This window comes from Citrobacter sp. Cpo091, assembly GCF_030332645.1.
Lineage (GTDB): Bacteria > Pseudomonadota > Gammaproteobacteria > Enterobacterales > Enterobacteriaceae > Citrobacter > Citrobacter portucalensis.
Window position 1 is genome coordinate 473,257 of record NZ_JAOWHL010000040.1, and the last position, 17,469, is coordinate 490,725.

Here is a 17,469-nt window from a genome sequence, read left to right on the forward strand (position 1 = left end):
AGTGCCGTTATTCTTTCTCAAGGGAAAAACAGGCACGCAGACGTTGATTGGTTAACAGCCAGATCAGCGCGACGATATCCGCCACCAGCAGCGCCAGCCCGACGCCGTTGAGCGGATCGCCTGCCAGCCACATCACCGGCTGCCAGCACAGCAGCACCAGTTGAGCGAGAATCAATAATCCTCGCAGCCAGCGCCAGATCACCGGAAACGCAAAGCGTCGCCCGCTGAGTAAAAACGCCAACACGGCGGGAACGCCGGGAAGCAACCCCAGCCAGAATGCGTCATGATCGGGATAAAACAGATTCAGTAAGGTGTTGCCCTGCTCACGGGAAGAACCGGCAATCACAAACAAAACCCAGGTGCGTGCCTGCAACAGCAGTACGCACCAGAAGAGAAAAGGCAGGCGCAGACGCCCATGACCATCATAGTCGGCCGGATGAAACTCAGTACTCTTCATCTTCGATCAAACGCTTGCCCAGATTGAGTACATCCGCATGTTCATAGCCCAAACGTTCATACATGCCCTGTACGACGTCGTTATCGTCACGCACCATGATTTGAATCTTCGGACAACCGCGGGCAATGAGCTTTTTCTCCAGCCGGTTGAGCAGCGCATTGGCGATGCCGCGACCGCGAAACTCAGGATGCACGCCCAGGTAATAGGCGGAACCGCGATGCCCGTCGTATCCGCCCATCACCGTGCCGACCACCTCGCCGTTCACTTCAGCAACGAGGAACAAGCTGACGTCATGATTGACTTTACGTTCGATGTCCATTTCAGGGTCGTTCCATGGACGCAGCAAATCACAACGCTCCCAGAGGGTGATCACCTCTTCGAAATCTTCCTGGCGAAAAACGCGTATTTCCATGGTATTGGGTACCTTTTCAGGACGTTAAAAAGCGATTATGGCGCGAACGGCTGATTTAGCCAATATCTGACGCGAAGCGGCGGAAAAAATGGCATAATACGGAATTGTCACGTATTGAAATGAAAAGTAAAACAATTCTTATCTCGATCCGTCGCAACGGACTACGCGATACGATATAACGTTTAGAACCTTTTTTTTACAACTCAGGCCGTATGAGCACTTTTAAACCACTAAAAACACTCACATCGCGCCGCCAGGTGCTGAAAGCCGGGCTGGCCGCCCTGACGCTGTCAGGCATGTCACAAGCCATCGCTAAAGAAGAAGCGCTAAAGACCAGCAATGGACACAGCAAACCGAAAGCGAAAAAATCCGGTGCTAAGCGCGTTGTTGTCCTTGATCCGGGGCACGGAGGAATTGATACCGGCGCAATTGGTCGCAACGGCTCGAAAGAAAAGCACGTTGTGTTGGCTATTGCCAAAAACGTGCGCTCGATCCTACGTAACCAGGGGATTGATGCACGCCTGACCCGCTCCGGCGATACGTTTATTCCGCTCTACGATCGCGTCGAGATCGCCCACAAACATGGTGCCGATCTGTTCATGTCGATCCACGCCGACGGTTTTACCAATCCGAGCGCTGCGGGTGCTTCGGTCTTTGCCTTATCCAATCGCGGTGCCAGTAGCGCCATGGCGAAATATCTGTCCGATCGTGAAAACCGGGCCGATGAAGTCGCCGGAAAGAAGGCCACTGACAAAGATCATTTGTTGCAGCAGGTGCTGTTCGATCTGGTGCAAACTGACACCATAAAAAACAGCCTGACGTTAGGCTCGCATATTCTTAAGAAGATCAAGCCGGTACACCGTCTGCACAGTCGCAGCACGGAACAGGCCGCCTTCGTGGTGCTAAAATCACCTTCGATTCCGTCGGTCCTGGTCGAAACCTCGTTCATCACCAACCCGGAAGAAGAACGATTGCTGGGTACGGCGGCGTTTCGTCAGAAAATCGCCACCGCTATCGCCAATGGCATCATCAGCTATTTCCACTGGTTTGATAACCAGAAAGCACACTCGAAGAAACGTTAACCATGAAGCCCGATGCACAGCGCGTAAAACAGTTCCTGCTCAGCCTGCAGGATGAAATTTGTCAGCAGTTATCCACCGTAGACGGCAGCGAATTTGTTGAGGATAACTGGCAACGCGAAGCGGGCGGCGGCGGGCGCAGTAGGGTGTTGCGTAACGGCGGTATTTTCGAGCAAGCAGGCGTCAACTTCTCCCACGTCCACGGCGATGCAATGCCGGCCTCGGCTACCGCGCATCGCCCGGAGCTTGCCGGGCGCAGCTTTGAAGCGATGGGCGTCTCGCTGGTGGTGCATCCGAAGAATCCCTACATTCCAACCAGCCATGCCAACGTACGGTTTTTTATCGCGGAAAAACCGGGGGCCGATCCCGTGTGGTGGTTTGGCGGCGGCTTTGACTTAACGCCCTACTACGGATTTGATGAGGATGCGGTTCACTGGCATCGCACGGCGCGGGATCTGTGCCAGCCGTTTGGCGATGACGTGTATCCACGTTACAAAAAGTGGTGCGATGACTACTTCTTCCTCAAGCACCGCAACGAGCAGCGCGGCATTGGAGGGCTGTTTTTCGATGATTTGAATACCCCTGATTTCGACCACTGCTTCGCTTTTATGCAGGCGGTAGGTCAAGGATACACCGAGGCGTATCTGCCCATCGTCGAACGCCGCAAAATGATGAGCTGGGGCGAGCGCGAGCGTAATTTCCAGCTTTATCGTCGTGGGCGCTATGTGGAATTTAATCTGGTGTGGGATCGCGGCACGTTGTTCGGTTTGCAAACCGGCGGACGCACGGAGTCGATTCTGATGTCGATGCCGCCGCTGGTACGCTGGGAGTATGACTGGCAGCCGGAAGCGAACAGCCCGGAAGCTGCCCTTAGCGAGTTTATTCAGGTCCGCGACTGGGTGTAATTGCCTGATGGCGCTACGCTTATCCGGCCTACAGCAACGGCAAACCCGTAGGCCGGATAAGACGCGTTAGCGTCGCATCCGGCACAATAATCTCATCATGCCCACTGGCGCATACGCTGATGCAGCGTCAACGATGGTTTCTCCGCAAACAGCTGCTGGTAGTCGGTGGCAAACTGCCCTAAATGCCAGAATCCCCACTGCATGGCGGCGTCTTTCACCGTCGCACTCTGCGACCATGGGCTTATCAACTCACGGCGCACGGCGTTCAGGCGAATACGTTTCAGCCAGGCATTCGGGCCAATACCGAGGATCGCGTGAAAGGCGTTTTGCAACGTCCGGCGGCTAACGTGCAGCTGATTGCATAAGTCGAGCACGGTCAGCGGCTCTGACATATTTTCCAGCACATATTCGCGCGCACGTGACAGCAAGCGACGATAGCTCTGATGGCTGATGCTCTCCGCAGTCATAATCGGCTGCGCTTCTTCCAGCATGGTGCCCATCGCCAGCAGCAGGTTATCCCCCAACACTTTACGCACCGCGGGTTGGTGAAGGTTTTCAGGATTCTCACTAAACGTCGCCAGCGCCTGCTGCACAAAGCCCCATAGCGCGGCTTTGTGTTGTTCTTTAACTTCCAGCGCCGACTGATTGCGCAGCATATGCAACACCCTTTCCGGGTTATGCAGGAAGTTGGCCTGACGAGCAATGGCCTCTTCCGAAATGACGACACCCAAAATGGTGTAATCATCCGGCGTACTCAGTTCAAACTCCGTCCCGCCAGGGCGGGTGGCAATTTCAGCGCTACCCAAACACTGGGTACCAATAAATCCCTGCTCGCCGCGCGTGGCCGGAATGCCAAACCAAAATGAGTTTGGCCAGACAAGGCACGACTGACGCAGCGCCAGTCCGGTGTATTCACGGAACACCTGAATATCATCGAGCAGGATTTCCGTGAACTCGCCATGAAATTTTCCCGGATGCAGCTGGTCGTAGATCTGCTGCCAGGCGGTAATCGTCAGCGCGTGCTCATACACATCCGTTGTTCGCCGTTGGTGAACGTTGTCCACTTCCACTTTCGGCGTCAGTTTAACGTCTTCGGGTAATACTTCATGATAAAGATGGTGCAAGTTTGCAGTACGGTTCTTTTTCATGATCTTTTAAGCCGGAAGCTTCAACGAAGCCCCCGGCCCTCCGACAGGTTAATTTTTTAAGCGGTAGCGACTACTGCGTTTACGCAACGCTCCATCAGAAAAGAGCTGTTCCAGCGCATTTCTGGCTTCATCAAGTGACCAGCCAAAGTGGGCAGCCACTTCCCCTGCCGTCATTCCTTGACGGACCGATGCTAACAGCGTCAGAAGTTGGGCAGAGGATTCAGACGTCACTGGGGCGTCCTGTGTCTTCTCTGGTTTCACTTCTGTTTTCGCTTCTGGCTTCTGTTCAGGTTTCTTCGGCTGGCGTTTAAAACCGCCGATCAGCCACTGGGTGTCATCGTCCGGCCGGCCTATTTCCTTACGGCTGATAACACGGCCCGTACGCGCTGCGGCTGCACTGCCAGCATCCAGCGCTGCGCGGCATGCCGCCAGATCGCCTTCCACCACCAGCGTCAGCCGACCAGGATCGAGCACTTCGTGGCTAAGCAGACGCACGTTCGCGGCTTTCAGCATGGCATCGGCCGCGTCCACGGCAGCCACCATGCCATCCACTTCCAGTAATCCCAGTGCATTGATCATCACTACCTCTCTTACGCGCGCTGGATTGGATTACGGGCAATATCCAGAACGGCATCGGCAAAGGCGTTGCATGCGGCTTTACAAGCGGCCTGGCTACCGGTCAAAAACGCGGCTGAATAGTTGGTTTCTGACGGCGGTGGTACATAGGTCACCAGTTGTACATCGGCAGATTTCAGCGCGGCATCAATACCAAATGTCGCTTCCAGCGGTGGTGCTACCAGATACGCCATCGGATCGCCCAGTCGGCATCCCGCGGTTGCGGAGAGATACGAACCGGTACGCGAAACCACATGCGCCAGGAAGGCGGTATCTTCTGCGTCATTCGCCCACTGGAATGCCGCCCCGCTTTCAATATTGGCCACCATCGCGTCCAGACCCGCGCGAACTTCGGCCGGGTTTGGTCCACCGAGCATAATCAGCACTTCGCCCGATGTTGGAGAGGGACTGTGCGCCGCACCGGCATACAGCGAGCGGCCATAAACCACTTCGACCATTGCCTGTTTTGTCGCTTCGTCTGCGGCAATATACGCCACGTCATCAGAATCTGCTGTGATGAGTCCGAGGCTACGTATATGTGGCGGTAATTTAAGTTCGCGGGCAAAACCGTCATTTACCGAGGCAATCACACGCATTGCGGTGACTGAAGGTCTAATTAAATCTAATGCTGGCATGATGCCTCCTTAACGGGTCATATTGATGCCGGATGCTTTTTGCTCCAGCATGCGCTTGGCCAAATCCACAATCACCGCCGCCGCTTCAACCGGTGGCGTACCGCCCTGGTGAATGTTCGAGATACAGGTACGATCAGCCTCAACGGTGGTCGCCACACGCGGCGAATAGACGGCATAGCAAGAAAGACTTTCCGACTGGCCGAGGCCCGGACGTTCACCAACCAGCAGGATCACCGCTTTTGCACCCAGCAGTTCGCCGATCTGATCTTCGATTTTCACGCGCCCATAGCGAACAAAGAACGGCGTCCCGACCTTCAATCCGGCCTGTTTTAAGCCCGACAACAGCGGCGGCAGGATCTCTTCATAGTTAGCGGTAATCGCGTCGGTAGACAGGCCATCAGAAATAATCACCTGCACATCCGGATTCATTACACACTGTGATTTCAGTGCTTCAATGGCTTCCGCACTCAGACGACGCCCCATATCCGGACGCGTCAGATACAGGTTTTTGTCGCTGATTTCCGAGCGCACTTCCAGCAGCCCCTGGGCTTTTACCCACTCTTCCGGCACTTCTTTCAATACCGTATCTTTCGAACGCGAGTGGTCAGCCAGGAAACGCAGCAGCGCCTGGGTACGCGGACGAGGACCGGCACGACCGGTACATACACGCGCAGCGGTGCTACGGCGAAGTTCAGTTAACACCTCTGCACGGTGCGGATTCTCAACGCCAATCCATGCTTTGGCTTCGGCTGAGCCTAAGTCCATCGCGCAGCTTTCACCGGTCGGCGCGGCGCACTGCGTGGTGCTGCATTTTGCTGGTGCTGACGGTTCTTGAGCCTGCGGTTGAGACTCACCCATTGACGCCATTACGCTGCGTACAATTTCTTCAATCTGTTTTTGATCCATCGTGTGTCATCCCCGCGTCATCAGAAGAACAGTGACGGATCGCCCGCCCGTTTGGTCAGGCGACCGTTTGCCATAATGCCCATGGTTTCCAGCCAGCGTTCAAACTCCGGCGACGGACGCAGGTTCAGCAGCTGACGCACGGTCGCGGTGTCATGGAAGGCGGTGGTCTGATAGTTGAGCATGATGTCGTCACCGAGCGGCATGCCCATGATGTAGTTGCAGCCAGCGGTGGCGAGCAGAATCATCAGGTTTTCGTTAAGGTTCTGGTCAGCATCAGCATGGTTGGTGTAGCAGCAGTCGCAGCCCATTGAGATGCCGCTCAGCTTGCCCATAAAGTGATCTTCCAGACCCGCGCGAATAATCTGACGGTCGTTGTAGAGATACTCCGGCCCGATAAAGCCCACCACGGTGTTCACCAGGAACGGATCATAGTGGCGTGCCAGCCCGTAGTTACGCGCTTCCATCGTCACCTGATCGGCGCCGAAGTTCGCGCCCGCGGAAAGTGCAGACCCTTGCCCGGTTTCGAAGTACAGGCAGTTTTCCCCGGCGATACGGTTGAACTCAGCGCCCACTGCGCGCGCTTCATCCAGCATGGCCAGCTCAACGCCAAACTCTTTTAAGCCTTTTTCGCTACCGCAGATACTCTGGAAAATCAGCCCGCCCGGCGCGCCGCGACGAATCGCTTCGATCTGGGTAGTCACGTGTGCCAGTACGCAGCCCTGGGTCGGGATGTTGAATTTGTCGATAACGCCGTACACGGTATCCAGTACGCGGCTTAAGTTTTCCACGTCATCCGTTACCGGGTTTACGCCGATCACCGCATCGCCCGCCCCGAAGGACAGCCCTTCGTAGATTTGTGCGGCAATACTCTGCACGTCATCACGGGTGTCGTTCGGCTGCAAACGGCAGCTGAAGGTGCCCGGCAGACCGATGGTGGTATTGGCCTTTTTGATCACCGGCATTTTCTTACCGCCGTAGATCAGGTCCGCGTTAGAGCAGATTTTTGCTACCGCAGCGACCACTTCCGATGTTAACCCTTTGCGCGTAAACGCAATGTCATCAACGGAGGTTTCATCGCTCAGCACGTACTCGCGCAGCTCGCTGATACTCCAGTTTTTGATACGGTTATAGGCCGTCTCGTTGACGTCATCCTGAATCAGACGAGTAACACAGTCCTCTTCATAGGAAATCACCGGGTTATTGCGGATATCCGCCACCGTCATTTCCGACAGTACCTGCTTGGCCGCCACGCGCTCCTGCGAACTGGTTGCGGCCACTCCTGCCAGCACATCCCCCGAACGCAGTTCGTTGGCTTTTGCCAGCACCTCTTTAACATCCTTAAACTGATAAACATTGCCGAACAATGTGGTCTTTAGTTTCATAAGTCGTTCCCTCAGGAAGGAAATGCGAGTGATTTCACCGTCACCGGCACAACCGATCCGCCAAAAAGAGGCGTACCAATGTCGATATAGTCCCCCGCCCGGACAACCACCTCATCGATGACTGCCAGCGGGTGTTGCTGTAACTGTGGGCGTAACAGCATGCCCAAGGCCTTACCAAAATCCTGCTCGGCTACCACCAGCAGGGGATGCGGATTCGGATAGCGCGCGACAAAGGCCAGCAGCGCATCAATCACCGTTAACAGCGCGGCATAGCGCACCGGCAGCGAACCGGGCAGCGCCAGCACGTAGGCGTCCGTTTGCGGGTCCAGATCGAGCTGCATTAGCGCCTGTTGCCAGGCGGTCACCAAATCAGCCTCATTAACCGGAATCGCCACCGGCAGATTGCGCAGCGGAAGCGCCACGCCTTCCAGCCAGATGGTGCTGCCCGAAAGCGACAGCGTATGCGCACCGGCGCCAATCACCGTGGCGCGCACGGTTTGCGCCGGGAACTGCACGTTCATCTCACGCAGGCGCGGATGTTCATGCAGTGCCGTTGCTAACAGAGGGCCAATGTCGGAAAAACAGAACGGATCGGCTGGTTGGTTGCGGTAGCACTCGCCCACCCCGCCGGACAACGTAATCACTTCCGGTTTCACGCCCGCCGGTAACAGGCCGGTTTGCATCAGCGCCTGCGCCAGCGGTGATAACGTGCCGTCAATCACCTCCACAATCAGCGCCGCCATCCGTCGGGCTACCTGAACAAGCTGCGCCGCATTGAGGGTTCGGGCGTCGGTGCCCGGACCAAATACGTCATCAACAATCATCTGCCCCGGCTGATGCGCATGTACTACTCGCCCCTGGCCGTCCGTTTCCAGCAGTCGTCCGCCGACGTTCAGGCAAGCCGAACCGCTGACCTTTCCGGCATCAAACAGAACGTAGTTCGACGTACCGCCACCAATGTCGATATTCAGTACGCGGCACAACTTCTGCTCGGACAGGGTTTGTGCCCCCGCACCGTGACCGGCAATCACCGATTCCAGATGCGGACCGGCGCTGGCCACCACAAAATCCCCCAGCGACTGAGAGAGCGCCATCACCGCCGGACGCGCATTACGGGTTTTGGCACTTTCTCCGGTGATGATGATCGCGCCGGAATCGACAGTCTCAGGTGCAATACCCGCCGCCTGATACTGGGCGAGGATCAGCGCCTTAAGTTCGGCCTCTTTCAACCCGCCCTGCTTATCAACGGGGGTAAAGAACACCGGGCTTTGCCAGCTAATTTCGCGTTTGATGAATTCGTAGCGCGGCACCTGCGACACTGCCGCACGGTTGACTAACTCAAGGCGCGAGAAAATCACCTGAGTGGTAGTGGTGCCGATATCGATACCGACGCTCAGTAGCTGGCGAGTATTCACGATTGCGCCTCCGGGTTGGTTTCTACTTCTGCTGGCACATCTTCATCTTTCGGTACCAACAGCATAGCCACACCAATCGCCGTCACGCCGCCAATCAACTTGCCGACAATCATCGGGAAGATCATCGCGTTCATGTTGGCAGCGGCGAAGCCTAAGTGGTCACCCAGTGCAAAGGCCGCGGAGACCGCAAAGGCGCAGTTGATCACTTTGCCGCGGGTATCCATATTCTTCATCATGCCGAACATTGGGATGTTGTTCGCCAGCGTCGCAACCATACCGGCAGCCGCAATATTATTGATTTTTAACAGGTTACCGACGCTCATCAGCGGTTTTTCAAACCAGCGGGTCAGCAGCAGTACCATTGGGTACGCACCGAGCAGTACGCAGGAAATAGAACCGATAACTTCGATGGCGCGCATCACTTCACCCGGCTTGTCGCCCGGAGCCATGAAGATAGGATCAAGACCTGGGATCAGCTCCCAGCCGAGCAGGAATTTGACCACTGCTGCTGCCAGGCCGATGGTGATCAGCGCCACCAGGAATTTCGCGAAGATCTGGAAGCCGTTGATCATTTTTTCCGGGATGAATTTCAGTCCCAGCGCCACCAGCACAGCCACGATCATCACGGGAATCATATTCATCAGGATCAGCGCGAAGGTGAACTCCACCGGCTGTCCGTTGATTTCGACGCCGGAGTACATCGCAATCAAACCGCCCGCAATACAACCAATCGGAATGGTGACAATACCCGCCAGCACGCCCAGCGCCAGATAGCGACGGTCAGACGGTTCAATAATCCCCAGCGCAACCGGAATGGAGAAGACCAGCGTCGGCCCCATCATCGCCCCGAGGATCAGGCCAGAGTACAGCCACGCCGCAACGTCGCCGCCCGCCAGTTCTTTCGCCAGGAAGAAGCCGCCCATATCGCACGCCAGCAGCGTTCCGGCAAACATCGACGGGTTCGCGCCCAGCATTTCATACAGCGGAATAATTACTGGCCCGAGCACATGCGCCAGTACCGGCGCCAGCGCGGTCATACCGACCATCGCCAGACCCAGCGCGCCCATCGCCATAAAACCTTCTTCAAACTGGCCGCCCGATCCCTCAATACTCTTACCGAACTTACCGAGGAAGCGTGCCGAACCGCCGAACTGCGACAGGATCCTGTCCACGGCGGCAATCAGCATAAAGAACATCATGATGTACATGATGATTTCGTTAATTCCCATAGCCCCTACTCCCTGTCATTTGTGATTTGTAGGCCGGATAAGACGTTTACGTCGCCTCCGGCATTAACGCCGTGTTATTGCCGGATGGTGGTGCGAGCACCTTATCCGGCCTACAGGCATTACCCGGCAGCCGCGTACAGGTCGATGATCTGTGCCTGCGTGGCGGTGCGTGGGTTACTGCGAATACAAATATCCTCCAGCGCGGCGTGAGCCCATGCGCTGTACTGCTCGGGCTTTGCCCCAACGTCAGAGAGTCGTTTGGTCTGGCCCACTTCGCTAATCAACTCGCTGACCGCGTTGATAGCATCACGATCGTCCGATTTCTTGTTGGTTAACGCGCGTCCGATATGGCTAAAGCGCTCACGACACACCATGCGGTTGAACCCCATTACCGTGGGAAGCAGCATGGCGTTAGCCTGTCCGTGTGGAATGTGCAACGTCGCCCCCGGCTGGTGCGCCATCGCATGGCACAGGCCAAGCCCAGCGCTGGAAAACGCCATCCCGGCCATACAGGAAGCCAGCAGCATGCTTTCGCGCGCAGCCAGATCCTGACCGTAGCCGACGGCCTTCGGCAGCGATTTACCGATCATCGCTATCGCGCCAATCGCCAGGCTGTCGGTAAACGGCGTCGCGTTCAGTGCGCTATACGCTTCAACGGCGTGCGTCAGTGCATCAATCCCGGTCATCGCCGTTACGTGCGCAGGCACGCCTTCCGTCAATGCGGCGTCAAGGATCGCCACATCCGGCATCAGGGTTGCGTGGGCCAGCACTTTTTTGAGTCCGGTCGCGGCGTCGATAATCACCGTGACGTTCGTGGTTTCTGAGCCCGTTCCGGCGGTAGTCGGTACGGCAATCAGCGGCAGACGCGGGCGTAACACGCTACGCTCGTCCATGTCAGCCAGCGTCTGGGTAGGATTGGTCACCAGCAACGCCACTGCCTTGGCGGCATCCAGCACGGAACCGCCGCCGAAAGCCACGACACCGTCGCACTTTGATTCACGCAGTTGCGCGACTGCCGCGCAGACGTCCGTAATGCACGGTTCACCTACCGGACATGGCCACAGCGTCATTGCCACACCTTTCATCGCCAGGCTGCGCTCCAGTGCGGCGGTCATCCCCGCCTGATGCAGAAAGCTGTCAACCATGACGAACATATGCGTCAGTCCGCGCGTTTGTGCTTCCTGTCCGCAGGTACTAAGCGCTCCCAGTCCACATAACGTAACCGGGGGAACGCTAAACGTTTTTACGCGTTGCAGATTCAGGGTATCGAATGCCTGAAAGAGCGCGGTCTGCAATTCAGCTTGCATAGATTCCTTCCGCTTTTTCTTTTCCGCTGTTTGCAATCGCCAGCGGAGTCATAAACAGGCTGTGCTGGGGTAAATGCACCTGCAGCTCCGGGAAACGCTTACGGAACAGTTCATCAACGCCTGGCTGCATACAGGAGCCACCCGCCAGCCACAAATCAGCGACATCCTGTCCGGCAATATGGTGCGCCACGATTTCCGCCATCTTTTCGTAGACAGGCTTCACCACCGGCCAGATTTCTTTGCCATTGCTGCGCTTGTACTGCTCGGCTTCTTCCAACTGGATACGACGGTTCCCGGCCAGCGTCAGAGAGATATGGTGCCCGCCAGTCGCTTCATCAGCGGAGTAAGTCACTTTGCCCTGTTTAACAATCGCAATCCCGGTAGTGCCACCACCAATATCCACCACGCCGGCGTTATCAAGCTGCAACAGATCCGCCACCGCGGTTGGTTCGTCGAGGACATGGCTCACTTCAAGCCCGGCAGACTCCAGCACGTTAATAGAGATGCGTGGGTCAGTTCCCGGTGGAAACGAGGTTGCCGCATGGGTAAAACGGCAACCCAGTTGTTGTTCGAGCGTATCGAGATGGCGACGAACGATGGTCACCGCACCAAAGAAATCCCAAACGATGCCATCGCGCACGACATCGGCCCAGTCCAGGCAAACCGCGACCGGCTGTCCGTCACTGTCCACAACCATCGACACCACATCACACGTTCCCAAATCAATGCCCAACCACAGCGGTGAATCGCTCTTTGCGGGCGTCTGGTTACATAGCGTTGCCGCTTTTAGCAGTCTGGGTGTCAACCAACGTTGTTCGTCGTGCGCCATCTCATTTACTCCTTATACAATTCTGAAGGCGTCTACCAACACACAGCGACGCAGACGCACAAACGTACGCGCACTGGTCACCCCTTCCCCGGTTGGTGTGGTAATGGTCATCGTGGTCCAGCCTTCACCGCCCAGTCCAAGACCGGCAATGCACGGTCCGTTCTTAACGAAGATGCTGGTATCAATGGCGTTTGCCATACGGTTCATATTTTCGATATTGCGTGAGTGCATCGCCGCCGTATGGTGGCAGCCGCCTTCCAGCTTGACCGCCAGTTCAATGGCTTCATCGACGTTAGCAACCCGCACGACCGGCAGCACCGGCATCATCAGTTCGGTAACGGCAAACGGATGCGTCGCGGAGGTTTCGACGAATAACAGACGGGTTTGCTCCGGTACGTTCAGACCAATCGCCGCAGCGATTTTTCCGGCATCGCGCCCGACCCAGTCACGACTGACTGTACCTTTACCGCGCTCATCGATATTTTTCAGCAGCACCGGCTGCAGCTGTTCGGCCTGAGCCGCGGTCAGTTTCACCGCATGCTGGCTTTCCATCAGACGCATCAGTTCATCAGCGACGCTATCGACCACGATCAGCACTTTTTCGTCGGCGCAGATGATGTTGTTGTCAAACGATGCACCTTTGACTATCGACTGCGCCGCACGTGCCAGGTCAGCCGTTTCATCAACCACCACTGGCGGATTACCCGCACCAGCGGCAATCAGACGTTTGTTGGTGTGCTTACGCGCGGCGTCCACCACGGCTTCACCACCGGTCACCACCAGCAGGCCGATACCTGGGTACTTGAACAGACGCTGGGCAGTCTCGATATCCGGGTTGGCAACCGTCACCAACAGGTTTGCCGGACCGCCTGCGGCAACTACCGCCTGGTTAAGCAGAGTGATAGCGCGCTGAGAGACTTTTTTCGCCGCCGGATGCGGTGCGAAGACCACGCTGTTACCAGCGGCAATCAGGCTGATGGCGTTGTTAATGACGGTCGCGGCCGGGTTGGTGGATGGAGTTACCGAGGCCACCACGCCCCACGGTGCGTTTTCAATCAGCGTCAGACCGTTATCGCCGGTCAGAACCTGTGGAGACAGGCATTCCACACCCGGCGTGCCGCGCGCCTGCGCCACGTTTTTGGCAAATTTATCTTCGACGCGTCCCATGCCGGTTTCAGTGACGGCAAGTTCCGCTAATTCTCTGGCGTGCTTTTCGCCCGCCTCACGTAGGGCCGTGATAGCCAGTTGGCGCATGGCAACGCTTTTCAACCCCTGCTGGGCCAGTTTTGCTGCCGCCACTGCGTCATCCAGGGAGGCAAAAACGCCCATTTCTTGAACGGCACTGACGGGTTGGCTGCTGTCTTTCATTTTCAGCAGTACCGCTTTCACGACCTGTTCAATATCCTGTTGATTCATGATTTTCTGCCTTATTTATGGAAGATCACCTGACCACCTGCCACCACTTCATCGACAATGCCAATCACGCACAGATCGACAGGCGATGATTCATTCCGGTGCGCCTGACGGGCGGAGCTTCCGCTGACCAGCAGCACCCACTCTCCGGTTCCCGCCCCGATGCTGTCGATAGCAACAGCACATTGCCCGTCGGGATTTCCCTGGGCGTCAATCATTTCCACCATCAGCAACTTGTCGTGCGCGAGCCCCTGATGGCGTACGGTACAAACAATTTGTCCTGTAACGATTGCCAGTTTCATACGCGCCTCCGTGGCATATTTCAGGTAAAACCTCCCCCTACCCTCCGCAGAAGGTAATGTGAAAAGGAGAGAGGGTGACGCCAGCAATGAAGTCTGTGGCGTCACATGGACGACTTACATGTCGTTGCTGTCGCCTTTAAAGCTGATCGGGAACACTTCTTCCAGATCGCCGTGCGGACGTGGGATCACGTGTACTGAAACCAGCTCGCCAATACGCTGTGCTGCCGCAGCACCTGCGTCCGTTGCAGCTTTACATGCCGCTACGTCGCCACGGACCATGGCAGTGACCAGACCGCCACCGATCTGCTTCACGCCAACCAGTTTCACCCGTGCCGCTTTAACCATTGCGTCAGAAGCCTCAATCAGTGCAACCAGGCCCCGGGTTTCAATCATTCCTAATGCTTCCATTGTGTTTTCCTCTCATTAAGGGGTCCAGAACGGGACCTAAACAACCAGTGTTTGTGAGGCGTTTTCACGACTCACGTCAGTCTGGCGCGGCACTGCTGCCACCAACGCCAGTTCGATAATTTCCTGTACGCTACAGCCACGAGAGAGATCATGAAGCGGTGCGGCAAGCCCTTGAATCAACGGACCTACTGCGCGATACCCTCCCAAACGCTGAGCGATTTTGTAGCCAATATTGCCTGCCTCCAGCGATGGGAAGACCATCACATTGGCATTGCCCTTTAACGGACTGGCGGGCGCTTTTTGCGCTGCGACATCCGGAACAAAGGCGGCATCAAATTGCAGTTCTCCGTCCACGGTAAGCTGCGGGGCACGCTCACGAACGATCTCGGTCGCCTGCTGCACGTTAGCGACGTTAGGATGGCGAGCACTGCCATTACTTGAAAACGACAGCATCGCCACGCGCGGCTCTTCACCAGTGATCGCCTGCCATGTCTGCGCGCTGGCAATCGCAATATCCGCCAACTGTGCAGCGGTGGGCTGCGGCACGACGCTGCAATCGGCAAAACCTAATGACGGACCAAGGTACTGCGGCAGCATCAGGAAAATTGACGACAGCGTTTTACAGCCAGGCTGTAGCCCGATAATGCGTAATCCGGCACGCAGCACGTTCGCTGTTGATGAGAGATTGCCCGCAATACAGACGTCAGCTTTACCCGCGCTGACCATTGCAGCGGCGAACATCAGCGGATCGTTGAGTTTTTCCAGCGCATCCGCAGGCGTTTTATCTCCCGCGCGAGCCAGCCAGCGCAGCGCAAACTCTTCGCGCATTGGCTGATTGCTTTGCGGATCGATAACCTGAATGCCATCCATTGCCACCCGGTGGCTGAGGGCAAACTGGCGCAGCGCAAACGGACTGGCGACGAGAATGGGATGTGCCAGACCGTGCTGATGCAGGTAATTCGCCGCCTTCAGCACCCGGACATCCAGCGCATCCGGGAACACCACCCGTGCCGGTGAGCGTTGGGCGAGTTGACGAGCACGTTCAATGATCATTGCTTCTCCCCCAGTCGCTGTTGAATTTGGTTAACCGTCAACGGATGCTTCGCAACGCTCAGAATCATCATCACGTAGACCGTACTGGAAAGGCGGTTGAGCGCCTGCATAATGTCCGGTCGCATAACCTCAAAACTGCGAGTGATGAACACCTGGGCCGCCACCGTCTCCGTTTCACGGACTTTGGTACGCAGCAGATTAAGCAGCGCGCAATCACGTCCGTGGCTGGCTTCAGGCACCAGATGGTCGTGGTCCAGATAGCGCAGCGGTTGATGCGAAAGACGGTGTAAATCTTCGTCACTTAAACCCACGACAGCTTGTGCTGCCAGCGGCTCATCCATGGCGTCAGCGCGCATAATATTGCCCAGGCGCGAGCGGATATCCGCCAGCCACGGCTGCCACGGTTCTGCCATCTCAATCTGCAACCACACAGCCAGGGCGATGGTGCTGTCCAGCGCGGCGCGAAATCCCAGGCGCGGATCGCTTTTGGCGACCATCTTGTCCGCCGTCAGATGCGTCAGGGTGTCCGGTTTCTTCGCCACCGGTTGATGGCACAGTTCGCAGCTGGCCTGTGGATGCGTATCGCTGCTGGTTAACCCATGCACCGGCTGCGGCTGCTGTTCTTCGTCATCAATAAACAGGCTGCCCTGCTCGTCGATAAACTTAATACGCAGATGTCGGCTTTCCAGTAATTCCCGGGCAGACGGCGTCAGGCGAGCGTCAGCGGGGAGATGAATTTCAGCCCCTTCGCTGAGCGTATGATTCGCTCTGAGCCATGCTTCGGTAATGAAATCCTTCATACATCCGCCTTAGCAGGACTGCCAGTTCGCAGGCCAGGCCACATACAGAAACTTCACCGTCGATGGCGTACCAAATTCGATGCTGGAACCTTTCGGGATAAACATGACGTCCCCGGCTTTTGCAATCATGGTTTCGCCTTCGTGGCGAACGTGCAGCTCGCCTTCCAGAATCATGTCGATTTCGTCGTAGTTCAGCGTCCATGGGAAAAAAGCGTTATCCCACTGCATGAACCCGGCGGCCATGCTGCTACCGTCCTGGTCGGTCACCAGATCGGTTAAGCCCACGCAGTGCGGCTGCGCGCCGTCAAAACGACCAAACTTCACGCTGCTGCCGTCGATGACTTTGACGCCGCCTTTGCCGGTTACCGAGCTAAAACTCGGCTGCATTCCGCCCTGCTCCAGCGACTGCTTCTCCTTCATAACTTTGTCCATCAGCTGGGCGACCAGGCTTTCGGTAAACTGCCCTTCCGGTAACTGCGCAATGATGGTTTCGCGAATGCGCTGGCTTTCCGTTTTGCCATCATCAACCGCCGCCGGTACAGCAGCAGTTGGCGCGGATTCATCGCATTCACTGATGGTAACGCCCAGCAGCTCCGCAACTTCGCGCGCCTCCGGGGTGATGATGCTGGCGCGCAGAACAACCGACATTTCCTGTTCGCCGCGTGCGTGGGCCGCACGAATATCGTTAGCTGTGATGAGTTTTTTCACCTGCCCTTTCCTCCTTTTGGCTGAGCTCAGTCAGATAATCCACCAGGTGCTGCACGCTGCGCGGGTCATGGCTATTGAGCTCAAAAATCGGCTCCTGAAACCCCATCCCGCGAAGTAGTTGTCGCGTTGCGGCGACGTCGGCATCCGGCATGTCCGTTTTACTGATAACGGCGATTTGTCGTTTACTGGCGCCGATATCCAACAGCCCGGCAGGTAAGCGACTTTCTTTATCATTTGCCGCGTGTATATAAATCAACGTATCGACATCCTGCAGCGTGGTAATTAAGGCGTGATACCAGCGCGGATGGCTAAAATATTCCCCTGGCGTATCGATATCGCCATTTTCATTAAACTCCACGGCCTGTGTTTTTCTGGCGAGGGAATAATTCCCCTGTAGCGCATTAAAGAGCGTTGTTTTCCCCGCCCCCACCGTACCGACAAATGCAATACGTTTCATCGCCGCCTC

20 protein-coding genes are annotated in these 17,469 nt (G+C 56.4%); 2 read left to right on the forward strand and 18 right to left on the reverse strand.

Annotated elements, in window-relative coordinates:
• Nucleotides 1–7: 7 nt before the first annotated feature.
• Both OGY04_RS21160 and OGY04_RS21165 read right to left on the reverse strand, forming a co-directional pair.
• Nucleotides 8–457 (reverse strand): DUF2919 domain-containing protein, encoded by a 450-nt coding sequence (locus tag OGY04_RS21160; RefSeq protein WP_003835027.1) that lies wholly within the window; start codon nt 455–457, stop codon nt 8–10.
• Nucleotides 444–869 carry a GNAT family acetyltransferase gene (locus OGY04_RS21165; protein ID WP_003038048.1) on the reverse strand — a complete coding sequence of 142 codons (426 nt, stop codon included), beginning with the start codon at nt 867–869 and terminating at the stop codon, nt 444–446. Before OGY04_RS21165 ends, OGY04_RS21160 begins: the two co-directional genes overlap by 14 nt.
• Nucleotides 870–1,081: 212 nt before the next feature.
• Here OGY04_RS21165 and amiA point away from each other — a divergent pair, with 212 nt between their 5' ends.
• Both amiA and hemF read left to right on the forward strand, forming a co-directional pair.
• Entirely contained in the window at nt 1,082–1,951 is an 870-nt protein-coding gene (gene amiA / locus OGY04_RS21170; protein WP_003038046.1) for an N-acetylmuramoyl-L-alanine amidase AmiA, read from the forward strand.
• A 2-nt stretch (nt 1,952–1,953) separates the two neighbouring features.
• A complete protein-coding gene (gene hemF, locus OGY04_RS21175) occupies nt 1,954–2,853 on the forward strand; it encodes an oxygen-dependent coproporphyrinogen oxidase (RefSeq protein WP_286585993.1) in 900 nt (299 codons plus the stop codon).
• Between the two features lie 95 nt (nt 2,854–2,948).
• Here the strand turns inward: hemF and eutR are convergent, their stop codons facing one another.
• The 16 genes from eutR to eutP all read right to left on the reverse strand — a co-directional run bounded on the left by eutR (nt 2,949) and on the right by eutP (nt 17,460).
• Complete coding sequence (eutR, locus tag OGY04_RS21180) at nt 2,949–4,001, reverse strand: HTH-type transcriptional regulator EutR (protein WP_003835032.1); 1,053 nt, start codon at nt 3,999–4,001, stop codon at nt 2,949–2,951.
• 48 nt (nt 4,002–4,049) lie between these two features.
• Nucleotides 4,050–4,580 carry an ethanolamine utilization microcompartment protein EutK gene (gene eutK / locus OGY04_RS21185; protein ID WP_003835033.1) on the reverse strand — a complete coding sequence of 177 codons (531 nt, stop codon included), beginning with the start codon at nt 4,578–4,580 and terminating at the stop codon, nt 4,050–4,052.
• Nucleotides 4,581–4,591: 11 nt separating this feature from the next.
• Nucleotides 4,592–5,251, reverse strand: a complete 660-nt coding sequence (eutL, locus tag OGY04_RS21190) for an ethanolamine utilization microcompartment protein EutL (protein WP_003838537.1) — start codon at nt 5,249–5,251, stop codon at nt 4,592–4,594.
• Between the two features lie 9 nt (nt 5,252–5,260).
• Entirely contained in the window at nt 5,261–6,157 is an 897-nt protein-coding gene (gene eutC, locus OGY04_RS21195) for an ethanolamine ammonia-lyase subunit EutC (protein ID WP_008785418.1), read from the reverse strand.
• A 20-nt stretch (nt 6,158–6,177) separates the two neighbouring features.
• Entirely contained in the window at nt 6,178–7,539 is a 1,362-nt protein-coding gene (gene eutB / locus OGY04_RS21200) for an ethanolamine ammonia-lyase subunit alpha (protein WP_003038029.1), read from the reverse strand.
• 11 nt (nt 7,540–7,550) lie between these two features.
• Nucleotides 7,551–8,954: an ethanolamine ammonia-lyase reactivating factor EutA gene (gene eutA / locus OGY04_RS21205; protein ID WP_286585994.1), complete on the reverse strand. Its 1,404-nt coding sequence runs from the start codon at nt 8,952–8,954 to the stop codon at nt 7,551–7,553.
• The gene (gene eutH / locus OGY04_RS21210) at nt 8,951–10,183 is read right to left on the reverse strand and encodes an ethanolamine utilization protein EutH (protein ID WP_137378137.1); all 1,233 of its coding nucleotides are present in this window, start codon (nt 10,181–10,183) and stop codon (nt 8,951–8,953) included. Before eutH ends, eutA begins: the two co-directional genes overlap by 4 nt.
• A gap of 119 nt (nt 10,184–10,302) precedes the next feature.
• Nucleotides 10,303–11,490 carry an ethanolamine utilization ethanol dehydrogenase EutG gene (eutG, locus tag OGY04_RS21215; protein ID WP_008785420.1) on the reverse strand — a complete coding sequence of 396 codons (1,188 nt, stop codon included), beginning with the start codon at nt 11,488–11,490 and terminating at the stop codon, nt 10,303–10,305.
• Complete coding sequence (gene eutJ, locus OGY04_RS21220; protein WP_048234757.1) at nt 11,480–12,319, reverse strand: ethanolamine utilization protein EutJ; 840 nt, start codon at nt 12,317–12,319, stop codon at nt 11,480–11,482. Before eutJ ends, eutG begins: the two co-directional genes overlap by 11 nt.
• A 12-nt stretch (nt 12,320–12,331) precedes the next feature.
• Entirely contained in the window at nt 12,332–13,735 is a 1,404-nt protein-coding gene (locus OGY04_RS21225; protein WP_003835050.1) for an aldehyde dehydrogenase family protein, read from the reverse strand.
• A gap of 11 nt (nt 13,736–13,746) precedes the next feature.
• Complete coding sequence (eutN, locus tag OGY04_RS21230) at nt 13,747–14,034, reverse strand: ethanolamine utilization microcompartment protein EutN (RefSeq protein ID WP_003038011.1); 288 nt, start codon at nt 14,032–14,034, stop codon at nt 13,747–13,749.
• Nucleotides 14,035–14,148: 114 nt separating this feature from the next.
• Complete coding sequence (gene eutM / locus OGY04_RS21235; protein WP_003835054.1) at nt 14,149–14,442, reverse strand: ethanolamine utilization microcompartment protein EutM; 294 nt, start codon at nt 14,440–14,442, stop codon at nt 14,149–14,151.
• A gap of 36 nt (nt 14,443–14,478) precedes the next feature.
• Nucleotides 14,479–15,495, reverse strand: coding sequence for a phosphate acetyltransferase (pta, locus tag OGY04_RS21240; protein WP_032944169.1), 1,017 nt, complete (start codon nt 15,493–15,495; stop codon nt 14,479–14,481).
• Nucleotides 15,492–16,295, reverse strand: coding sequence for an ethanolamine utilization cob(I)yrinic acid a,c-diamide adenosyltransferase EutT (gene eutT / locus OGY04_RS21245; protein ID WP_003835057.1), 804 nt, complete (start codon nt 16,293–16,295; stop codon nt 15,492–15,494). The genes pta and eutT overlap by 4 nt, the downstream gene beginning before the upstream one ends.
• A gap of 9 nt (nt 16,296–16,304) precedes the next feature.
• The gene (gene eutQ, locus OGY04_RS21250) at nt 16,305–17,003 is read right to left on the reverse strand and encodes an ethanolamine utilization acetate kinase EutQ (protein WP_103285614.1); all 699 of its coding nucleotides are present in this window, start codon (nt 17,001–17,003) and stop codon (nt 16,305–16,307) included.
• Entirely contained in the window at nt 16,981–17,460 is a 480-nt protein-coding gene (gene eutP, locus OGY04_RS21255) for an ethanolamine utilization acetate kinase EutP (RefSeq protein ID WP_003037998.1), read from the reverse strand. The genes eutQ and eutP overlap by 23 nt, the downstream gene beginning before the upstream one ends.
• Nucleotides 17,461–17,469 lie beyond the last annotated feature (9 nt).